Source organism: Gordonia sp. CPCC 205515 (assembly GCF_048537925.1).
Taxonomy (GTDB): Bacteria; Actinomycetota; Actinomycetes; order Mycobacteriales; family Mycobacteriaceae; genus Gordonia.
Window position 1 is genome coordinate 271945 of the sequence record NZ_JBCLVJ010000004.1, and the last position, 16532, is coordinate 288476.

Sequence of the window (16532 nt, forward strand, 5' to 3'; positions counted from 1 at the left end):
CATGACCATCAGCGCAGACCTCGACGGTCTGGTTGCCGTGGTCACTGGGGCGTCGAGCGGCATCGGCCGGCACTTCTGCTCGGTCCTCACCCGCAACGGGGCGCAGGTGGTGGCTGCGGCGCGGCGCAAGGACCGTCTCGACAAGCTCGTGGCCGACGGCGCGGCCGCGATCGCGGTGGAATGCGACGTCGTCGACGCCGATGACGTGGCCGCCCTGATCGCCACCGCACAACGCCTGGGTGGCCCGCACATCGTGGTCAACGCAGCAGGATTCGGCGACGATCAACCTGCGAAGACCGTGCCCATGGACGACTTTCGTCGGACCATCGACGTCGACCTCACCGCCACGTTCGCGGTCGCGCAGGCGGCGGCGAACGCGATGCCCGACGGCGGCTCGATCATCAACATCGCGTCGATCCTCGGGCTGGGTGCTGCGTGGCCGATCCACCAGGCGGCCTACTGCGCCGCCAAGGGCGGTGTCGTCAACCTGACCCGACAACTCGGCACCGAATGGGCCAAGGACGGCATCCGCGTCAATGCCATTGCGCCCGGCTGGTTTCCGAGCGAGCAGACAGACGACATGTTTGCCGACGAGCGTGCGCTGAACTGGGTGAAGCGCAACACGCCGGTCGGCCGGCCCGGCCGCCTCGAGGAACTCGACGGTGCCCTACTGCTGCTCGCCTCGCCGTCGAGCACCTTCCTGACCGGGCAGACCCTCGCCGTCGACGGCGGGTGGACAGCGCGGTAGTAGGGTGCGGTTATGAGCGTGGCCGAGAATGCTTCCCAGGTGACCATCGTCGAGGTGTCCCCGCGGGATGGACTGCAGAACGAGAAGGTCGAGCTCTCCACCGCGGAGAAGCTCGAGTTGATCCGGCGGTCGGTGGCCTTCGGTGCGCGCAACGTCGAGGTCACCAGCTTCGTCCACCCGAAGAAGGTACCGGCCATGGCCGATGCCGAGGACGTCGTCGCCGGGCTGCCCGACGACGACGGAATCACCTACAGCGCACTGATTCTCAACGAACGCGGACTGGATCGCGCGATCGCTGCCGGTGTCCGTGAGGTCAACGCGGTGGTGCATTGCACCGACACCTTCAGCGGGCGTAACCAGGGCACCGACATCGACGGCGGCATCACGATCTGGCAGAACATCGCCCGCGCCGCCGCCGACGCCGGGGTCACCGCCAACCTCACTCTCGCGGTCGCCTTCGGCTGTCCGTTCGAGGGCGAGGTGCCGGTGCTGCGCCTGGCGTCGATCCTGGAGCGGGTGCTGGAGGCGCCACCGGCCGAGCTGTCGCTGGCGGACACCATCGGCGTCGCGGTGCCGCGGGATGTGCGGGAACGGTTCGCCGTCGCCACCGGCCTCGTCTCCCCGGCCACCGCCCTGCGCGCCCACTTCCACGACACCCGGGGTGTCGGCATCGGCAACGCGCTGGAGGCCGTCGAATCCGGGGTCCGCATTCTCGACGCCAGCCTCGGCGGCATCGGCGGATGCCCGTTCGCGCCCAACGCGACCGGCAATATCGCCACCGACGACCTCGCCTACGCACTCGAACGCTCCGGTGTGTCGCACGGCCTGGACACCGCAGCCTTGGCCGAGGCGGGGCAGTGGCTCGAGGAGCGCTTCGGACGCCGACTCCCGTCGTCGGTGTTGCATGCGGGTGGGTTCCCGGTGCCGGCCGCGGCAGGCTGAGCGAGCCGTTAGGGTGGGCGAAAACCACCCAGGAACTCCGCCCTCCTGCGGAACGTCATCGTCGTCTTCCCTCTGGCCACGCTGGTGAGGGCGGTTTTTGCCACTGGGCGGGTTTGCGGGGCGGGTTGCCCGGGTGGTTTTCGCGTTCCATCAAGCGGATCGTCGCCCCCGATGAATGCGCTGCCGAACGATCAATTGAATGTCGGCGAAGGTTTCCGCCCACTCGCGGAACACCTGACGGTAGGTGAGGTGCAGCGGTATGTAGTGCTGTGCGATCAGTTTCCGGTCGCGTTCCCGATCGGATTCATAATTCTCTTCGCCGGTGTGGTGATCGCGGCTGTCGAGCTCGAGCGTGAGACAGTCGCCAACGAGCAGGTCGACATACCCGACACCCGGGACATGGTGCTGCACTTCCACTTTCATTCCGGCGCTGCGGAGTCGGAGACGTGCGGCAGTCTCGGTCCCGGACCCGGCGAGGCGGTCACACTTCGTGATCGCGCGGCGAATCTGATCGGGGGCGTGACGGAAGGCGTGGGCAAGGTCGGCGGGGGTGAACTTCCCGAGTTGCATCGCGGAGTCGCAGACGATGATGAAGTCTTCTTCGCTCAGGCATCGCGCGCAGTACTGGACGCACGTCAGCGGGTCATCGATGGCGCCCACCGGCGGCGTTGGTCGCCCATAGCGTAGGCAGCGGTTCGGGGCGGATCGTCGTCGATCCCGGGTGATACGTGAGTGAGTGCCGTCGTAGCCCTGCGGTATCCACACGCCGTGTGTTCGGAGGCCGGAGATGCATGAGTGCACACCATGGTGATCGCGGACCGATTCGACGACGCCGGGCACGGCATCCGGTGTCGCGTACCAGCCGTGTCGGAGGCGGTCGAGTGCGCCGCTGTCGACGGCGTCGTGGATATCCTTCGCGGCGTACCCGGCCTGCAGCAGTTGGCGGGTGGACATGACGCCGCAGTATCTGGTCACGAGTGCCTCGAAGTCCATGAGTTCGAGGGTGCAGCTCACCGAGAGCGAAGTGGGCGCGGAACCGGCGAAGTCCGGAGATCTGTGGACAGGTCGTCGGATGTGCATACCCGGGCGACAGCACTTCCGCCCCGCAAACCCGCCCGACAAACCCGCCCATCGTCGAAAACCGCCCCAGACAACGACGCCATCAACCCATCCGGCACGACACCTCTGGCGAGGGCGGACCTACGGGGCGGTTTTGGCTACCGACCATCACCGATTGGCTTCCGCACCGTCGGTCGTGAAACGATCCACCGTCTGCATAAGAAGTAAGGAAGGCTAAACGATGAGGGGGTCATCGACGATCGCGGCGCTGCGCAGCCCGCGACAGTTCCGCACCGAGATCTTCGCCGGACTGGTCACCGCGCTCGCCCTGATCCCGGAAACCATCTCGTTTTCGCTGATCGCAGGGGTCGGGCCGGCAGTCGGCCTGTTCACGTCGTTCATCTTCGCGATGACCATCGCGGTGGTCGGCGGACGTCCGGCGATGGTGTCGGCGGCGGCCGGTTCGGTGGCCCTGGTGGTCGCGCCCGTCGTGCGCGACCACGGTGTCGATTACCTCATAGCCACGGTGATCCTCGCCGGGCTGCTCCAGATGGTCATGGCCTGGCTCGGGGTCGCGAAACTCATGCGGTTCGTGCCGCACAGCGTGATGACCGGCTTCGTCAACGCCCTCGCCATCCTCATCTTCACCGCGCAACTGCCGCACCTGATCGGGGTGCCGTGGCTGGTCTATCCGATGGTCGCCGCGGGACTGATCATGATGGTGCTGCTGCCGAAGTTGACCACAACGATCCCCGCCCCCCTGATCGCGACCGCGATCCTGACCGTCGTCGCGGTGGTCTTCGGGTTCGGCGTCCCCCGGGTCGGCGACGAAGGAACGGTGTCGTCGGCGATGCCGACGCTAGGGATTCCCGGGGTGCCGTTCACCCTGGAGACACTGCGCATCATCTTCCCGTACGCGATCGCGGTGGCGCTGGTCGGACTGCTGGAGTCGCTGATCACCGCGCAACTCGTCGACGACCTCACCGACACCACCTCGGATCCGAAGCGCGAGAGCTGGGGACAGGGCGTCGGCAACATCGTCACCGGCTTCTTCGGCGGCATGGGCGGCTGCGCGATGATCGGCCAGACCATCATGAACGTCAAGACCGGCGGTCGCACCCGGATCTCGACGTTCGTCGCGGGCGCTGCGTTGCTGTGCATGGTCGCGTTCGGCAGCGACGTGCTCGCCGCGATCCCGATGGCGGCGCTCGTCGCCGTCATGATCATGGTGGCGTTCGCGACGATGGACTGGTCGTCGATCTCACCGAAGACCTTGCGCCGCATGCCGCTGGGCGAGTCACTGGTGATGGCCTCGACAGTCGTCGTCACGGTGGTCACGCACAACCTCGCCTACGGCGTCATCGTCGGGGTGATCGGCGCGATGACCATCTTCGTCAAGCGTGCGGCCGGTCGGGCGTCGGTCGAGGGCGTCGACCACCACGACGACGAGACGGCATCTGGGCCGGTCCGCACCTACCGCATCACCGGAAATCTGTTCTTCGCGTCCAGCCATGGGCTCACCGATCAGTTCGACTACACGGGCGACCCCGACCAGGTGATCATCGACTTCTCGGGCTCCCACATCTGGGACGCGACGACCGTCGCGACACTCGACGGAATCCGCGACCGCTACCACGTCCTGGGCAAGTCGGTCACCTTCCGCGGGCTCAACGAGGCGTCCGAGGCACTGCACTCGCGACTGTCCGATCCGACGCCCACGGCACCGCAAACGCTCGGATAAGCCTGTCGCTTGGGTACTCTCGTCCCATCATGGATGGAGTCGATGTGATCGTGTCGAACTGGGCGGTGGCGCGTCCGGAGCTGGATGTGTCCGCGATGAAGGTGTTCGGACGCCTGCACCGCAGCTTCCTGGTCTACCGTGCGCGAATCGCCGAGACCTTCGAGCACTACAACATCACCGAGTCGGGCTTCGACGTGCTGGCCTGCCTGCGCCGGTCCGTGCCCGACCATCGGCTGACCGCGGGCGAACTCGCCGAGCAGACCCTGGTCACCACCGGGGGCCTCACCTTGCGGGTCAAGCGACTCGAAGAAGCCGGATTGGTCACCCGTAGCCGCGATGCCACCGACGCGCGGGTCGTGTACGTCAAACTGACCCCCGAGGGCGCCGCGCTGGTCGACCGCATCGCCGACGACCACTTCGCCAAACTGCAGATCATGCTCGACGGTCTCTCCGATGTCGACGCCACGGAACTCACGCAGTTGCTCGGTCGGTTGGAGGACTCGGCGCGGTCCGCGGTGCTGGGCGACGGCATGGATCCGGGGCAATCGGACCCCGCTGCCTCGGCCTGACGAGAATTTCTCAACTCTTTTCGCGACGGCCGTGACGGCCGACACATGCACTGTGACCTGCATCGCTTCTATTTCTGGCGGGTAAATCGGGTGTAACAAAGCTCTGCGCAGGCACTTCTTGGGGTTGACCTCTTAGCGCTAAGACGTTAGACATGTCTTAGCGCAAAGATAAATGGTTCGGAGCGCACCCAGCCCCCACAGTCAGCCCCCGTGAATGGACATCGCATGTCGCTTGTCGCGAGCACCGCCGAAATCGCCTCCACCTCGACCGTCGACGCCGACCGAGACCTCCTCGACCGGATCTTCGTCGCCGGTCGGTGGGAGATCGGCACCGGCGACATCATCGAGTCGGTGAACCCGGCGACCGGCCAGGTGTTCGCCACGCTGCACGGCGCCACCGCCGACACCGTCGACGTCGCCGTCCGCGAAGGTCTCGCTGCCGCGCAGCAGAGCGGTTGGACGACGATGCTGCCGCATGAGCGGGCCGCGGTGCTGCACCGCATCGGCAACGCCATCGAGGCGAACGCGGACCGCATCGCCGCACTACAGACCCTCGACACCGGTAAGACGCTCACCGAGACCCGCGCCCTGGCCGGCAGCGCCGCCAACACCTTCCGCTACATGGCGGCCGCCCTCGAGACCATGGACGGCTCGCTGACCACCCCGCGCGGCCCCTGGATGACCCTGTCCACCTTCCGTCCGATGGGCGTCATCGGCGCCATCACCCCGTGGAACTCGCCCATCGCGTCGGACGCGCAGAAGATCGCGCCGGCCCTGGCCGCCGGCAACGCCGTGGTCAGCAAGCCGCCGGTGTGGGCGCCCTGGGTCACGCTGCTGCTCGCCCGCCTGGCCGAGGACGCCGGCCTGCCGCGCGGCCTGCTCTCCGTGCTCCCCGGCCCCGGCCGCACCGTCGGCGAAGCCCTGGTACGCCACCCGCAGGTCGCCAAAGTCAGCTTCACCGGCGGCACCACGACCGGCCGGCACCTCGCCCACGTCGCCGCCGACAAGCTGATGCCGATCACCCTGGAACTCGGCGGCAAGTCGCCCACCATCGTCTTCGACGACGCCGACATCGATCGCGCGCTACAGGGCATCTTGTTCGGCGTCTTCTCCTCGAGCGGTCAAAGCTGCATCGCCGGGTCGCGGATCTTTGTGCAGCGCAGCATCTTCGACAACTTCACCGCAGAACTCGTGCGGCGCGCCTCCGCACTGCGCGTCGGCCCGGGCGCCGACCCCGCCACCGATGTCGCCCCGATGATCACCCGCGCCCACCGCGACTCCGTCGCCACCATGGTCGATGACGCGGTTCGCGCCGGCGCCCAGATCCTTTGCGGTGGTGCCATTCCCGACGACCCGGCGCTCGCCGCCGGCAGCTTCTACCCGCCGACCATCCTGGCCGGGGTCACCAACGCCGACACCATCGCCCAAGACGAGGTGTTCGGACCGGTCGCGGTGATCATGCCGTTCGACGACGAGGCCGACGTCATCGCCCAGGCCAACGACACCGTGTTCGGACTCGCCAGCGGCATCTGGACCGAGGACTACCGCCGCGCGCTGCGGGTCGGCGAGGCCATCGACGCCGGCACCGTCTGGGTCAACACCTACAAGCAGTTCTCCATCTCGACGCCGTTCACCGGCCTGCGCGACAGCGGACTCGGCACCGAAAAGGGCCGCGACGCCGTCCGCCAATACTGCGACCAGAAGAGCTTCTACCTCGACCGCAGCGACTCCCCGCTCGGCTGGGGCCGGGCCCGCTGAAACCAAGCCCTCCAAGGAAAGGACATCTCCGACATGACCACCACCGTCGCCACCGACGCCCACCCCTACAGCCCCGCCTACAAGGTGGCCGGATTCGGATTCGTCTCCGGCGCACTGTCGGTCGACGAGAACGGCACCGCGGTCGACGGCATCGAACCCGCCCTCGACGCCGCCGTCGCCCGCCTCACCGAACGCCTCGCGACCATAGACATGCGACTCGAGGACGTCGTCAAGACCACCTACTTCGTCACCGACGTCACCCTGCGCGACGCAGCAAACCGCCACTACCAGAAGATTTTCGACGCACCGCGGCCCGCCCGCTCCTTCGTCGAGGTGGCCGCCCTGCCCTACGGCGCCACTGTCGAGATCGAAGCCATCGCGCACGTCGCCTGAGTAAACGTTTGTCGGACAACGGCGTCCGACAGCCGCCCGGTTAGAACACATCGAAAGGACACACATCATGACCGCACCCGAGAAGACCGCCGTCGACCTCGACGCCCTCATCGACTCCTGCATCGCCAGCCGGGAGACCCGCTTCGAGGACTGGGACACCCTGGGTTTCCAGGCCGCCGCCGGCGGAGATCGCTTCAAGCGCGCCCAGGTTCGCTACATCGGCTCCGGCGCCACCGGCAACCACGACGGTGACAACCGCACCCTTCCGTCGGAGCACTTCACCTTCTCCAACATGCGGCTCCCCGTCGGCGCCGTCGGCCCCGAGCACACCCACCACGACGTCGAAGAGGTCTTCTTCGTCCTCGAAGGTGAGCTCGAGGTGGCCGTGCACGACGTCGAGGACGGCACCCGAAAGGCCGTGCGTCGCCTGGGCTACCGCGACCTGATCCGCGTGCCCGCCGGAGTGCCCCGCAGCCTGGCCAACGTCGGCGACGTCGACGCCCTGTTCTGCGTGATCATCGGCTCCAAGAAGCCGGAACTGCCGACCTACCCGCCGAGCTCGGAAATGTTCGGCGTCACCCGCTGACCCGCCACACCGACCCAACCGACCGTTAAGGAACGCCCGCCATGAGCACGGACACCACGAGAGTCCTTCGCGTCCACCAGAAGACCTGGGAGGCAGAGGGAATCACCAGCATCACCTTTGTCGACCCGACCGGTGCTCCGCTGCCGACCTGGGAGCCCGGAGCGCACATCGCGCTGCAGCTCCCAGGCGGGCTGACCCGCGAGTACTCCCTCTGCTCGGACCCGGCTGATACCAGCCAATGGACCGTCGCCGTGCTGCGGGCCGAACAGTCCAGGGGCGGAAGCACTCTGGTCCACGATCGGTTGTCGGTCGGTGCGGAGATCGAGGTCGACGGACCCCGGAACGCGTTCGCGCTCGACGCGGATGCCGACGAGCACGTGCTCGTCGCCGGGGGCGTCGGCATCACCCCCATCGTCGCGATGATGCGACGACTGCACACCGAGGGCAAGTCCTGGCGCATGCTCTACGCCGGACGGTCCCGCGCCACCATGGCCTTCATCGACGAAGTTGCCGCACAGCCCCATTCGATCATCCACGCTGACGACGAGCAGGGCGGACTGCCCGATCTCGCCGCCGTCATCGGCTCCGCCGCACGCGGCGCCGTCGTCTACTGCTGCGGACCCGCGCCGCTGCTCGACGCCGTCACCGCGGTCGTCCCCGAGGGCGCGACGCTGCGCACCGAGCGGTTCGCCGCACCCGTTGCCGCCGCCCCGACCAGCGACGACACCGCCTTCGACGTCGTCCTCGACCGCACCGGCGACCGTATCACCGTCGGCCCGGACATCTCGGTCCTCGACGCCCTGCTCGACGCCGGCATCGACGTTGACAGCTCCTGCACCGAAGGCATCTGCGGCACCTGTGAAGTCGGTGTCATCAAGGGTGACGTCGACCACCGCGACTTCCTGCTCAGCGAGGGCGAACACGCCGCGAACAAGACCATGTTCCCGTGCGTATCCCGCTGCCGCTCCGCCGAACTCGTCCTCGACCTCTGATTCAACGCAAAGGACCACCGTGCTCTACTCACAGCTACCCCCACTCGCCGAGCAGCCCGTCTGCCGGATGCGGAGCCTGCGGTCGGTCGCGCTGACCGTCCCGGACCCGCAGGCCTCGGCCGACTTCTACCACGAGGTGTGGGGCCTGACCACCGTCGACGAGGACCGCGACCGGTTCTGGCTACGCGCCACCGGCTCCGAGCATCACGTCCTGGATCTGCGCGCCGGCGACATCAACGCGTTGGGCGGCATCAGCTTTGCGCTCGGCACCCCCCGCGAGGTCGACGAGGCCGCGATCGCCCTCGAGCGCCTCGGTGTGCCGTTGCTACGGGCACCCGGCCTGCTCGACGACGCCGGCGGCGGTTACGGCCTGCAGCTCGTGGATCCGGAAGGTCGCGTGGTGGAACTGTCCGCGGATACCTTCGCCGTCGCCGAGCAAGAACCGGCCGGACGCCGGGCGATCCCGCGCAAGATCGCGCACGTTGTGCTCAACACCACCGACATCGAACGCACCGCGCAGTTCTACACCCAGATCCTCGGCATGCGGATATCCGACTGGTCTGAACGCCAGATGACGTTCCTGCGCTGCAACTCCGACCACCATGTCATCGCGCTGAATCAGGCGGCGTGGCCGTCGATCAACCACATCGCCTACGAGATGACCTCGATCGATCACTTCATGCGCGGCATCGGCAGCCTGAAAACCCATGGCATCGCGCCACAGTGGGGCCCCGGCCGCCACGGACCCGGCGACAACACCTTCTCCTACTTCACCGATCCCGCCGGCCTGGTGTGCGAGTACACCTCCGAGGTCGCACAGGTCGACGAGGACGCCTGGCTGTGCCGCACCTGGCGACGCACCCCGGAACTGTCCGACCAGTGGGGCACCGCCGGTCCGCCCACCACCACGATCCGTACCGCGATGGCCGGTGTCCCGGATCTGGGTGCCCGCGCTCTTGTCACCGCCAACGCCGACTACTTCTACGGTGCAACGGAACTGGTGGCCGCATCATGACCACGGCCGTCGCTCGACTCCACGTCGTCGCGCACCCGTCGCGCCGGGAGATCCGCAGCGAGGTCCCGGTCGTGCTGCTGCACGGCATCGGCGGTTCCGCACAGTCGTGCGCCCCGCTTGCCGAACGGCTGGCGGCACAGGGACACCCGGCCTGGTGTGTCGACGCCCCCGGATACGGGCAGTCCGCCGACCCGATCACCGGTACCGACACTGCCGACGAGATCAGCGAACTGCTCGAGCAGCAGTGGGCCGGTCGGCCGGTGGTGCTGCTCGGCACGTCTTTCGGTGGTGTCGTGGCGATGACCGTCGCACTGCGTCGACCCGACCTGGTGGCCGGCCTGGTGCTCGCCGACAGCACCCGTGGCTCGGGCACCACCGAGCAGAAGGCCACTGCGATGCGGGCCCGGGTCACCGAGCTGTTCGAGCAGGGCGCCTACCAGGTCGCCGCCGCACGGGCACCGCGTCTGACCGCACCCGATGCCGATCCGGCGATCGCCGCCGCGGTCCGCACCTCGATGGCGGCCCTGCGTCCCACCGGATTCGGTGCCGCCGCCGAGTTCATGGCGGCCACCGACCTCGGCCCTCGACTCGCCGAGATCGCCTGCCCCACCTTGGTTCTCGTCGGCGAACACGACGCCATCACCGGCGTCGACGAATCCCGATTGCTCGCCGACCGGATTCCCGGCGCCACCCTGCACATCATCGATGCGGCCGGCCACGTCGCCATCCAGGAACAACCCGCAGCCATCGCCGACCTCGTCGGTGCTTTTCTCGGAGGACTTTCATGAACGCCGGCACCATCGTCGTCACCGGCGGCGGACGCGGCCTCGGCCGTGCGATTGCCGAACGGCTCTGCCGTGACAGCTATCGCGTCGTGATCGCCGAGCGCAACCCGGACACCGCTCGGACCACCGAAAATGAGCTCACCGCAGCGGGATACGACGTCACCGCCGTCGTCACCGACATCGGCGACATCGAGTCGGTGAAGTCGCTGGCCGCCCGCCTCGAGCGCGACAACGAGCGGGTCGTGGGTCTGGTCAACAATGCCGCAATCGCCGACGGGGTCGGTGGCGCAACGTTCTTCGACCTCGCCGACGACGAGTTCGACCGCCTCACCGAGGTCAACGTCAAGGGCACCTGGGCCGTCACCAAGTACCTGTGGCCGCTGCTGTCGTCGGCGCAGGGCGCCATCGTCAACATCGCCTCCGATGTCGCGATGTACGGCTCACCGCGACTGGTGCACTACGTCTCGTCGAAGGCCGCGGTGATCGGCATGACCCGCTCGATGGCCCGCGACGCCGGCGAGCACGGCGTCCGTGTGAATGCGGTGGCACCCGGCCTGATCCGGGTGGAAGCAACCGAGTCGGTCCCCGACGAGCGCTACCGCACCTACTCCGAGGGCCGCGCCCTCAAACGCGAGCAGACCCCCGAGGATGTGGCCGGCGTCGTACGCTTCCTGCTCTCCAACGACGCCGCGTTCGTCACCGGACAGACCATCGTCGTCGACGGCGGATTCATCTTCCGCTGATCACCCAGCCCAGCCCCCCACTCAGCCCAACCCACAGGAGAACTCATGGATCTGCAGCTGACCGGCCGCCGGATTCTGATCACCGGCGCCAGCTCCGGCATCGGACTCGCCACCGCCCGCATGCTCGCCGAAGAAGGTGCGCGCCTGGCCCTCTGCGCGCGCGACGAGCAACGCCTGCGCGCCGCCACCGCCGACCTCGCCGAGATCACCGACGTGCTGACCGCATCCTGCGACGTCACCGACCGCGCCTCCGTCGACACCTTCGTCGGGCAGGCGACCGACCGCTTCGGTGGCCTCGACGGACTCGTCTGCAACGCGGGCCGCTCGCTCATGCGCACCCTCGACGAGACCACCGACGAGGAGATCCGCGACGAGTTCGACCTGAAGATCTTCGGGGCCCTCAACCTCGTCCGCGCCACCCGGAAAGCGTTGGCCGACTCCGGCGTCGGATCGATCGTCATCGTCAACGCGATCCTCTCCCGGCAGCCGGAACTGCGCCTGGCGGCCACCGCCGCCGCCCGCGCCGCACTGCTCAACCTGTCCCGGTCGCTGGCCGGTGACCTCGCCGATGACGGCATCCGGGTCAACTCGGTGCTTCTCGGGCTCATCGACACCGGACAGTGGCAGCGCCGCTACACCGAAGCAGACTCGGGCGTCGACTTCGACGCGTGGAGCGCCGAGATCGCCCGCGACCGCGGAATCGCGTTGGGCCGCTTCGGTACCGCCGACGAACTCGCCTTCCCGATCACCACCCTGCTCTCGCCGCGCAACAGCTACATGACCGGCGCCTCCCTCGACGTGGGTGGCGGCGTCCACCGGTACGTCTGACACCCACGCCTCACTCCAGGAGCACACCAATGACCGATCAGCCTGAGAATACCGTCGACTCACCGGGTTTCGACTCGCCCTCCGCTAGCGCTTCGGGCGGCTCAACCAGCGGGGGGAAGCGCCCCACCGGCGGTGACGTCCTCGTCGAGGTGATGCGCCGCCACGGCATCACCACCGCCTTCGGCGTCATCAGCATCCACAATCTGCCCCTCGTCGAGGCCGTCGACCGCGACCTGACCTTCGTCGAGATGCGCCACGAAGCCGCTGCGGTCAACGCCGCCGACGCCTTCGCCCGCGCCTCCGGCGGCATCGGAATCGCGTTGACCAGCACCGGAACCGGTGCCGGCAACGCGGCCGGATCGATGGTCGAGGCACTCACCGCCGGCAGCCGCGTCCTGCACATCACCGGGCAGATCGAGAGCGAGTACCTCACTCCCGGACGACCCGCCACCAGCCGCGGGGTCATCCACGAGTTCCCGGCGCAACCGGCGATGCTCGAGGCGATCTCCGCCTACTCGGCCACCATCACCGACGCCAAAGATGTTGCCGCCGAACTCGAAGCGGCGATCGCCCGGATCGGGACCGCACCCACCGGGCCGGCCAGCGTCGAATGGCCCACCGACCTACAGTACCTGGCCACCCCGGACGCGCAGCGCCCCTACGACATCGCTGTCGAGCCGACTGTCGAACCCGCTGCGAACCAGATCACGAGCGCGGCAGAGCTTCTCGCGCAGGCCAACGCACCGCTGATCTGGCTCGGCGGCGGTGCTGCCGGTGCCACCGCGGCGATCACCGACCTCGCCCACCGTCTCGGCGCCGGCATCCTCACCAGCAACTCCGGTCGCGGCGTCGTCACCGAGAACGATGCACTGGTCATCGGCAACTTCGCCACCACCCCCGCGGTTCGGGAACTCCTCGCCGACGCCGACGTGCTCCTCGCGATCGGCACCCACTTCCGCTCCAACGAGACCGCGTCGTACCACCTCCCGTTGCCCGAGAAGATGATCCAGATCGACATCGAGGCCGACACCGTCGGACGGGTCTACCCGGCCACCGTCGGCATCGTGGCCGACGCCGACCGCGCCGTCCGCGCCCTCAACGACAAGATCACCACCACCGCAACCGATGCCGGTTGGGCCGAGCGGGTCACCGCAGTCCGCACCCAGGTCCGCGCCGAACTCACCGAGTACATCGGCGGATACGCCGAGATCTGCGAGGCGCTGCGCACCGCACTGCCGGCCGAGTCGGTCATCGCCCGTGACGTCACCATCCCCTCGAGCCAGTGGGGAAACCGGCTGCTGCCCATCTACGATCGCGGCAGCAACATCTTCCCCCTCGGCGGCGGCATCGGCCAGGGACTGGCCATGGGCATCGGCGCCGCACACGCCCGCCCCGACGTCCCGACAGCCGTCATCGCCGGCGACGGCGGACTGTCGGTGCACCTCGGTGAACTCGCCTCCCTCGCCGGTTCCGGCGCCCACGTCATCGTCCTGCTGTTCAACGACGGCGGCTACGGTGTGCTGCGGAACATGCAGCAGAAGAACGGGTTCCGGCGCAGCGGTGTCGACCTGCACACCCCGCGGTTCGACCTGCTCGCGGCGTCGATGGACATCCCGTACCGACTGGTGCAGGGTCCCGGCCACATCGCCGACGACCTCGCCGAGGCCGTCGACCACCGCGGCCCCACCTTCATCGAGATCGACGTCGAAGCAGTGACACCGCGTCCCGGACCGTTCGTGCCGCCCGTGCACGTCCCGGCCGAGGCGATGCCGAAGGGAGCCCGGTCATGATCGCCACGAAACTCTGGTGGGACGACGGCGCCCGCGCCACCGTCGAAGCCGGGGAACAGACCCACGTCTTCGCCGCAGGCGACCACATCCTCGACGCCCTGCGACTGGCCATCGACCACCCGGACACCGTGCTGAGTCTCATTCTGGCCGAACCGGTGTCGATCACCGAGGAGATCGCGGGACTGCTCCCGCAGATCACCGTCCCCACCCTGGTCCTGGCGTCGGCGCCCACGTCCGACGCCGATCTCACGGCAGCCCAGCGACTTGCCGGGGAGATCGACAACGGAGTGTTCGTCATCATCGACGGCGCACCGAAACCCGTGCACACCGAAAGCCGAGCGTCGTTCACCGAATGGAGCTCGTCCTTCGTCGCCATCGCCGAAGGCCTCGCCGCCCGAGACGGTCGACTGCTCAGCCCGCCCACCCCCCTCCTCGAAGGAGCCCTCCGATGATCACTCGCACAGCCCAGCGAGAGCCGTATCTCGAGGTGCACCAAACGCACCCCGAACCCATCACGCCCTACGAGCAGAAGCTCGCCGGTTCGCTCACCGAGATCTTCTCCGGTGGCGCAACAACACTCGCCGAGGTCGTCGACGGCCTCAACGCCCTCGGACTTCACGGACCGGACGGCGGAATCTGGACCGAAGAGAACTTCCGCGCCGAGATGCGCCGATTGGGGAACTGACATGACCACCACCGAACAGCCGACCGCCCGCACCCGCGACAACGCCGCTGCGGCAAGCCGTCCCGCCAAGCGACGCGGCCCGACCTTCGCCGTCGGCACCCGCCGGCACCTCGACGCCGACGACATCGCCGCCACCGGCATCCGCGACCGCTGGTATCCGATCCTGCCGTCGCACATGGTCGAGCCCGGCGCCATGGTGCCGGTCCGCCGCCTCGAGGTCGACTGGGTGCTCTTCCGCGACCCGCGTGGCAAGCTCTACATGCTCGAGGACCGATGCCCGCACCGTAGCGCACCGCTCTCGGTCGGCCAGCACCTCGGCGACCGCATCGCCTGCGCCTACCACGGCGTGCAGGTCGACGGCACCGGCACCGTCGTGTCGGTGCCCGGCATGCCCGGCTGCGCCCTCGAAGGGCGCAGGGCGACAGTCTCGTTGGAGGTCGTCGAGGCCGCCGACACCATCTTCGCGTTCATCCCGCTGACCGCCGACTCCGAACCCACTCCGTTCGCGCTGCCGGAACGACTCGACGATCCCGAGGTGTCCTGGTTCGGCAACTTCGCCGAGTGGGCCGGCCCGTGGCGCTTCTACATGGACAACGTCCTCGACCCGATGCACGGCGCGTTCCTGCACCGCAACTCGCACTCGATGTTCGGCGGCGACACCTCTGCGCGGTTCCGCATCCGCGAAACCGACCGCGGCTTCTTCTTCGAGAAGACCGACCAGGTCGGCGTCAATTTCGACTGGGTTGAATTCGCGCGCGGCGCCATGGATTTCGTCGACCTGGAGATCCCCTACGGTCCCGGTGCGGGCCCCGGCGGCGTGTTCGGCATCGTCGGCATGAGCTGCCCCATCGACCGCAACACGTCGGCGATCTTCCACTGGCGGACCCGTCGCGTCAGCGGCTGGGAGCGGGAGACGTGGCGCTTCCTGTACCGCGCCACCCTGGAGGCCAAGCACTGGGAGGTCCTCGAACAGGACCGCGAGGTCCTCGAGGCACTGGCCCACGACGCCGACCGCGAAGAGCACCTCTACCAGCATGACCTCGGTGTCTCCCGGATTCGACGCATCTACCGCGCCGACGCCGAGGCCCAGGCCCAGAAACTGGCCGAGGCCAACGCATGACCGAGGCCATGATGTTGACCGTGTTCCTGCGGCACGACCAGGGCCAGAACCTGGAGCAGCTGCAGGGCCGGCTCGACGACAATGACTGGTGGCACGGCTTTCCGCCGGAGGGCTGCGAGATCGTGTCGTGGGTCGTCGCGATGGGCATCGGCCAGATCGTCACGCTCCGGCTGCCGGCCGATCGGCTGGCCGCGGTCAACGTCGAACTCGAACGCCGGGCGTGGGGGACCTTCACGACCGACTTCTACCCGACGTATGACTTCCTGCCGGTTCGCGAACGCCTCACCCGGGAGTCCGACGAGCGCCGCGGAATCAGCGGTGACCGCCGCGAGATCGGGGCGGCATGACCCGCGTCGCACACCCGGCCGTCGCCGAACCGCCCCGGCCCGACATGTTCTCCCAAGCCCGGGTGGTCGGGAACCAGTTCTTCCTGTCCGGTATGCACGCCGGCAGCCCCGATGGTCCGGTCGGCGGTGCCGACACCCACGCACAGGCGGTCGAGGCCTTCCGGCGGATCGCCGATCTCACCGAAGCCTGCGGGGCGAGCGTCGACGACATCGTGGTCCTCCGCATCTATCTGACCGACATCACCGAGAAGGCGGCCGTCGGCCGCGCCCGCAGTGCGGTCTTCTCCGGAGACTTCCCGTGTTCGACCCTCGTCGAGGTGTCGGCACTGGTGGAACCGGGCCTCACCGTCGAGGTCGAAGCGCAGGGATTCCTCCCGATCAGCGCAGCTTGATACGCCCAGTAAAATCTTCCACACCGGCGCAGCCCGCCG

The 16532-nt window shown here is 68.2% G+C and carries 19 protein-coding genes; 18 read left to right on the forward strand and 1 reads right to left on the reverse strand.

Annotated elements, in window-relative coordinates:
* The first annotated feature begins 1 nt into the window (after position 1).
* Together AAFP30_RS06485 and AAFP30_RS06490 are read left to right on the forward strand one after the other, a co-directional pair.
* A complete protein-coding gene (locus AAFP30_RS06485) occupies positions 2 to 748 on the forward strand; it encodes an SDR family NAD(P)-dependent oxidoreductase (protein ID WP_419229049.1) in 747 nt (248 codons plus the stop codon).
* A 12-nt stretch (positions 749 to 760) separates the two neighbouring features.
* Positions 761 to 1690 (forward strand): hydroxymethylglutaryl-CoA lyase, encoded by a 930-nt coding sequence (locus tag AAFP30_RS06490; protein ID WP_419229050.1) that lies wholly within the window; start codon positions 761 to 763, stop codon positions 1688 to 1690.
* Positions 1691 to 1840: 150 nt separating this feature from the next.
* On the opposite strand, the gene AAFP30_RS06495 is transcribed toward AAFP30_RS06490, so the two are convergent.
* Positions 1841 to 2683, reverse strand: a complete 843-nt coding sequence (locus tag AAFP30_RS06495) for a type IV toxin-antitoxin system AbiEi family antitoxin domain-containing protein (protein WP_419229051.1) — start codon at positions 2681 to 2683, stop codon at positions 1841 to 1843.
* 307 nt (positions 2684 to 2990) lie between these two features.
* Here AAFP30_RS06495 and AAFP30_RS06500 point away from each other — a divergent pair, with 307 nt between their 5' ends.
* The 16 genes from AAFP30_RS06500 to AAFP30_RS06575 all read left to right on the forward strand — a co-directional run bounded on the left by AAFP30_RS06500 (position 2991) and on the right by AAFP30_RS06575 (position 16493).
* The gene (locus AAFP30_RS06500; protein ID WP_419229052.1) at positions 2991 to 4490 is read left to right on the forward strand and encodes a SulP family inorganic anion transporter; all 1500 of its coding nucleotides are present in this window, start codon (positions 2991 to 2993) and stop codon (positions 4488 to 4490) included.
* Between the two features lie 29 nt (positions 4491 to 4519).
* Entirely contained in the window at positions 4520 to 5059 is a 540-nt protein-coding gene (locus tag AAFP30_RS06505; RefSeq protein ID WP_419229053.1) for a MarR family winged helix-turn-helix transcriptional regulator, read from the forward strand.
* 225 nt (positions 5060 to 5284) lie between these two features.
* On the forward strand, positions 5285 to 6817 hold the full coding sequence (locus AAFP30_RS06510) for an aldehyde dehydrogenase (protein WP_419229054.1): 1533 nt from the start codon (positions 5285 to 5287) through the stop codon (positions 6815 to 6817).
* A 33-nt stretch (positions 6818 to 6850) separates the two neighbouring features.
* Complete coding sequence (locus tag AAFP30_RS06515; RefSeq protein ID WP_419229055.1) at positions 6851 to 7210, forward strand: RidA family protein; 360 nt, start codon at positions 6851 to 6853, stop codon at positions 7208 to 7210.
* Between the two features lie 67 nt (positions 7211 to 7277).
* Entirely contained in the window at positions 7278 to 7796 is a 519-nt protein-coding gene (locus AAFP30_RS06520; RefSeq protein WP_419229056.1) for a cupin domain-containing protein, read from the forward strand.
* Between the two features lie 41 nt (positions 7797 to 7837).
* Positions 7838 to 8788, forward strand: a complete 951-nt coding sequence (locus AAFP30_RS06525) for a PDR/VanB family oxidoreductase (RefSeq protein ID WP_419229057.1) — start codon at positions 7838 to 7840, stop codon at positions 8786 to 8788.
* A 19-nt stretch (positions 8789 to 8807) separates the two neighbouring features.
* Positions 8808 to 9803 carry a VOC family protein gene (locus AAFP30_RS06530; protein ID WP_419229058.1) on the forward strand — a complete coding sequence of 332 codons (996 nt, stop codon included), beginning with the start codon at positions 8808 to 8810 and terminating at the stop codon, positions 9801 to 9803.
* Positions 9800 to 10591, forward strand: a complete 792-nt coding sequence (locus tag AAFP30_RS06535) for an alpha/beta fold hydrolase (RefSeq protein ID WP_419229059.1) — start codon at positions 9800 to 9802, stop codon at positions 10589 to 10591. Before AAFP30_RS06530 ends, AAFP30_RS06535 begins: the two co-directional genes overlap by 4 nt.
* The gene (locus tag AAFP30_RS06540) at positions 10588 to 11331 is read left to right on the forward strand and encodes an SDR family oxidoreductase (RefSeq protein ID WP_419229060.1); all 744 of its coding nucleotides are present in this window, start codon (positions 10588 to 10590) and stop codon (positions 11329 to 11331) included. Before AAFP30_RS06535 ends, AAFP30_RS06540 begins: the two co-directional genes overlap by 4 nt.
* Before the next feature lie 45 nt (positions 11332 to 11376).
* Entirely contained in the window at positions 11377 to 12159 is a 783-nt protein-coding gene (locus AAFP30_RS06545; protein WP_419229061.1) for an SDR family oxidoreductase, read from the forward strand.
* Between the two features lie 29 nt (positions 12160 to 12188).
* On the forward strand, positions 12189 to 13949 hold the full coding sequence (locus tag AAFP30_RS06550) for a thiamine pyrophosphate-binding protein (RefSeq protein WP_419229062.1): 1761 nt from the start codon (positions 12189 to 12191) through the stop codon (positions 13947 to 13949).
* On the forward strand, positions 13946 to 14401 hold the full coding sequence (locus AAFP30_RS06555) for an alpha/beta fold hydrolase (RefSeq protein WP_419229063.1): 456 nt from the start codon (positions 13946 to 13948) through the stop codon (positions 14399 to 14401). Before AAFP30_RS06550 ends, AAFP30_RS06555 begins: the two co-directional genes overlap by 4 nt.
* Positions 14398 to 14634: a recombinase-like helix-turn-helix domain-containing protein gene (locus AAFP30_RS06560; protein WP_419229064.1), complete on the forward strand. Its 237-nt coding sequence runs from the start codon at positions 14398 to 14400 to the stop codon at positions 14632 to 14634. The genes AAFP30_RS06555 and AAFP30_RS06560 overlap by 4 nt, the downstream gene beginning before the upstream one ends.
* Before the next feature lies 1 nt (position 14635).
* On the forward strand, positions 14636 to 15754 hold the full coding sequence (locus AAFP30_RS06565) for a Rieske 2Fe-2S domain-containing protein (RefSeq protein ID WP_419229065.1): 1119 nt from the start codon (positions 14636 to 14638) through the stop codon (positions 15752 to 15754).
* Positions 15751 to 16101, forward strand: a complete 351-nt coding sequence (locus AAFP30_RS06570; protein WP_419229066.1) for a hypothetical protein — start codon at positions 15751 to 15753, stop codon at positions 16099 to 16101. Before AAFP30_RS06565 ends, AAFP30_RS06570 begins: the two co-directional genes overlap by 4 nt.
* Complete coding sequence (locus tag AAFP30_RS06575; RefSeq protein WP_419229067.1) at positions 16098 to 16493, forward strand: RidA family protein; 396 nt, start codon at positions 16098 to 16100, stop codon at positions 16491 to 16493. The genes AAFP30_RS06570 and AAFP30_RS06575 overlap by 4 nt, the downstream gene beginning before the upstream one ends.
* Positions 16494 to 16532 lie beyond the last annotated feature (39 nt).

Bases quoted from the DNA above. Each gene is read 5' to 3' on its own strand.
- AAFP30_RS06485 (WP_419229049.1), top strand. From the start codon at position 2: ATGACCATCAGCGCAGACCTCGACGGTCTGGTTGCCGTGGTCACTGGG.
- AAFP30_RS06490 (WP_419229050.1), top strand. From the start codon at position 761: ATGAGCGTGGCCGAGAATGCTTCCCAGGTGACCATCGTCGAGGTGTCC.
- AAFP30_RS06495 (WP_419229051.1), bottom strand. From the start codon at position 2,683: ATGGACTTCGAGGCACTCGTGACCAGATACTGCGGCGTCATGTCCACC.
- AAFP30_RS06500 (WP_419229052.1), top strand. From the start codon at position 2,991: ATGAGGGGGTCATCGACGATCGCGGCGCTGCGCAGCCCGCGACAGTTC.
- AAFP30_RS06505 (WP_419229053.1), top strand. From the start codon at position 4,520: ATGGATGGAGTCGATGTGATCGTGTCGAACTGGGCGGTGGCGCGTCCG.
- AAFP30_RS06510 (WP_419229054.1), top strand. From the start codon at position 5,285: ATGTCGCTTGTCGCGAGCACCGCCGAAATCGCCTCCACCTCGACCGTC.
- AAFP30_RS06515 (WP_419229055.1), top strand. From the start codon at position 6,851: ATGACCACCACCGTCGCCACCGACGCCCACCCCTACAGCCCCGCCTAC.
- AAFP30_RS06520 (WP_419229056.1), top strand. From the start codon at position 7,278: ATGACCGCACCCGAGAAGACCGCCGTCGACCTCGACGCCCTCATCGAC.
- AAFP30_RS06525 (WP_419229057.1), top strand. From the start codon at position 7,838: ATGAGCACGGACACCACGAGAGTCCTTCGCGTCCACCAGAAGACCTGG.
- AAFP30_RS06535 (WP_419229059.1), top strand. From the start codon at position 9,800: ATGACCACGGCCGTCGCTCGACTCCACGTCGTCGCGCACCCGTCGCGC.
- AAFP30_RS06540 (WP_419229060.1), top strand. From the start codon at position 10,588: ATGAACGCCGGCACCATCGTCGTCACCGGCGGCGGACGCGGCCTCGGC.
- AAFP30_RS06545 (WP_419229061.1), top strand. From the start codon at position 11,377: ATGGATCTGCAGCTGACCGGCCGCCGGATTCTGATCACCGGCGCCAGC.
- AAFP30_RS06550 (WP_419229062.1), top strand. From the start codon at position 12,189: ATGACCGATCAGCCTGAGAATACCGTCGACTCACCGGGTTTCGACTCG.
- AAFP30_RS06555 (WP_419229063.1), top strand. From the start codon at position 13,946: ATGATCGCCACGAAACTCTGGTGGGACGACGGCGCCCGCGCCACCGTC.
- AAFP30_RS06560 (WP_419229064.1), top strand. From the start codon at position 14,398: ATGATCACTCGCACAGCCCAGCGAGAGCCGTATCTCGAGGTGCACCAA.
- AAFP30_RS06565 (WP_419229065.1), top strand. From the start codon at position 14,636: ATGACCACCACCGAACAGCCGACCGCCCGCACCCGCGACAACGCCGCT.
- AAFP30_RS06570 (WP_419229066.1), top strand. From the start codon at position 15,751: ATGACCGAGGCCATGATGTTGACCGTGTTCCTGCGGCACGACCAGGGC.
- AAFP30_RS06575 (WP_419229067.1), top strand. From the start codon at position 16,098: ATGACCCGCGTCGCACACCCGGCCGTCGCCGAACCGCCCCGGCCCGAC.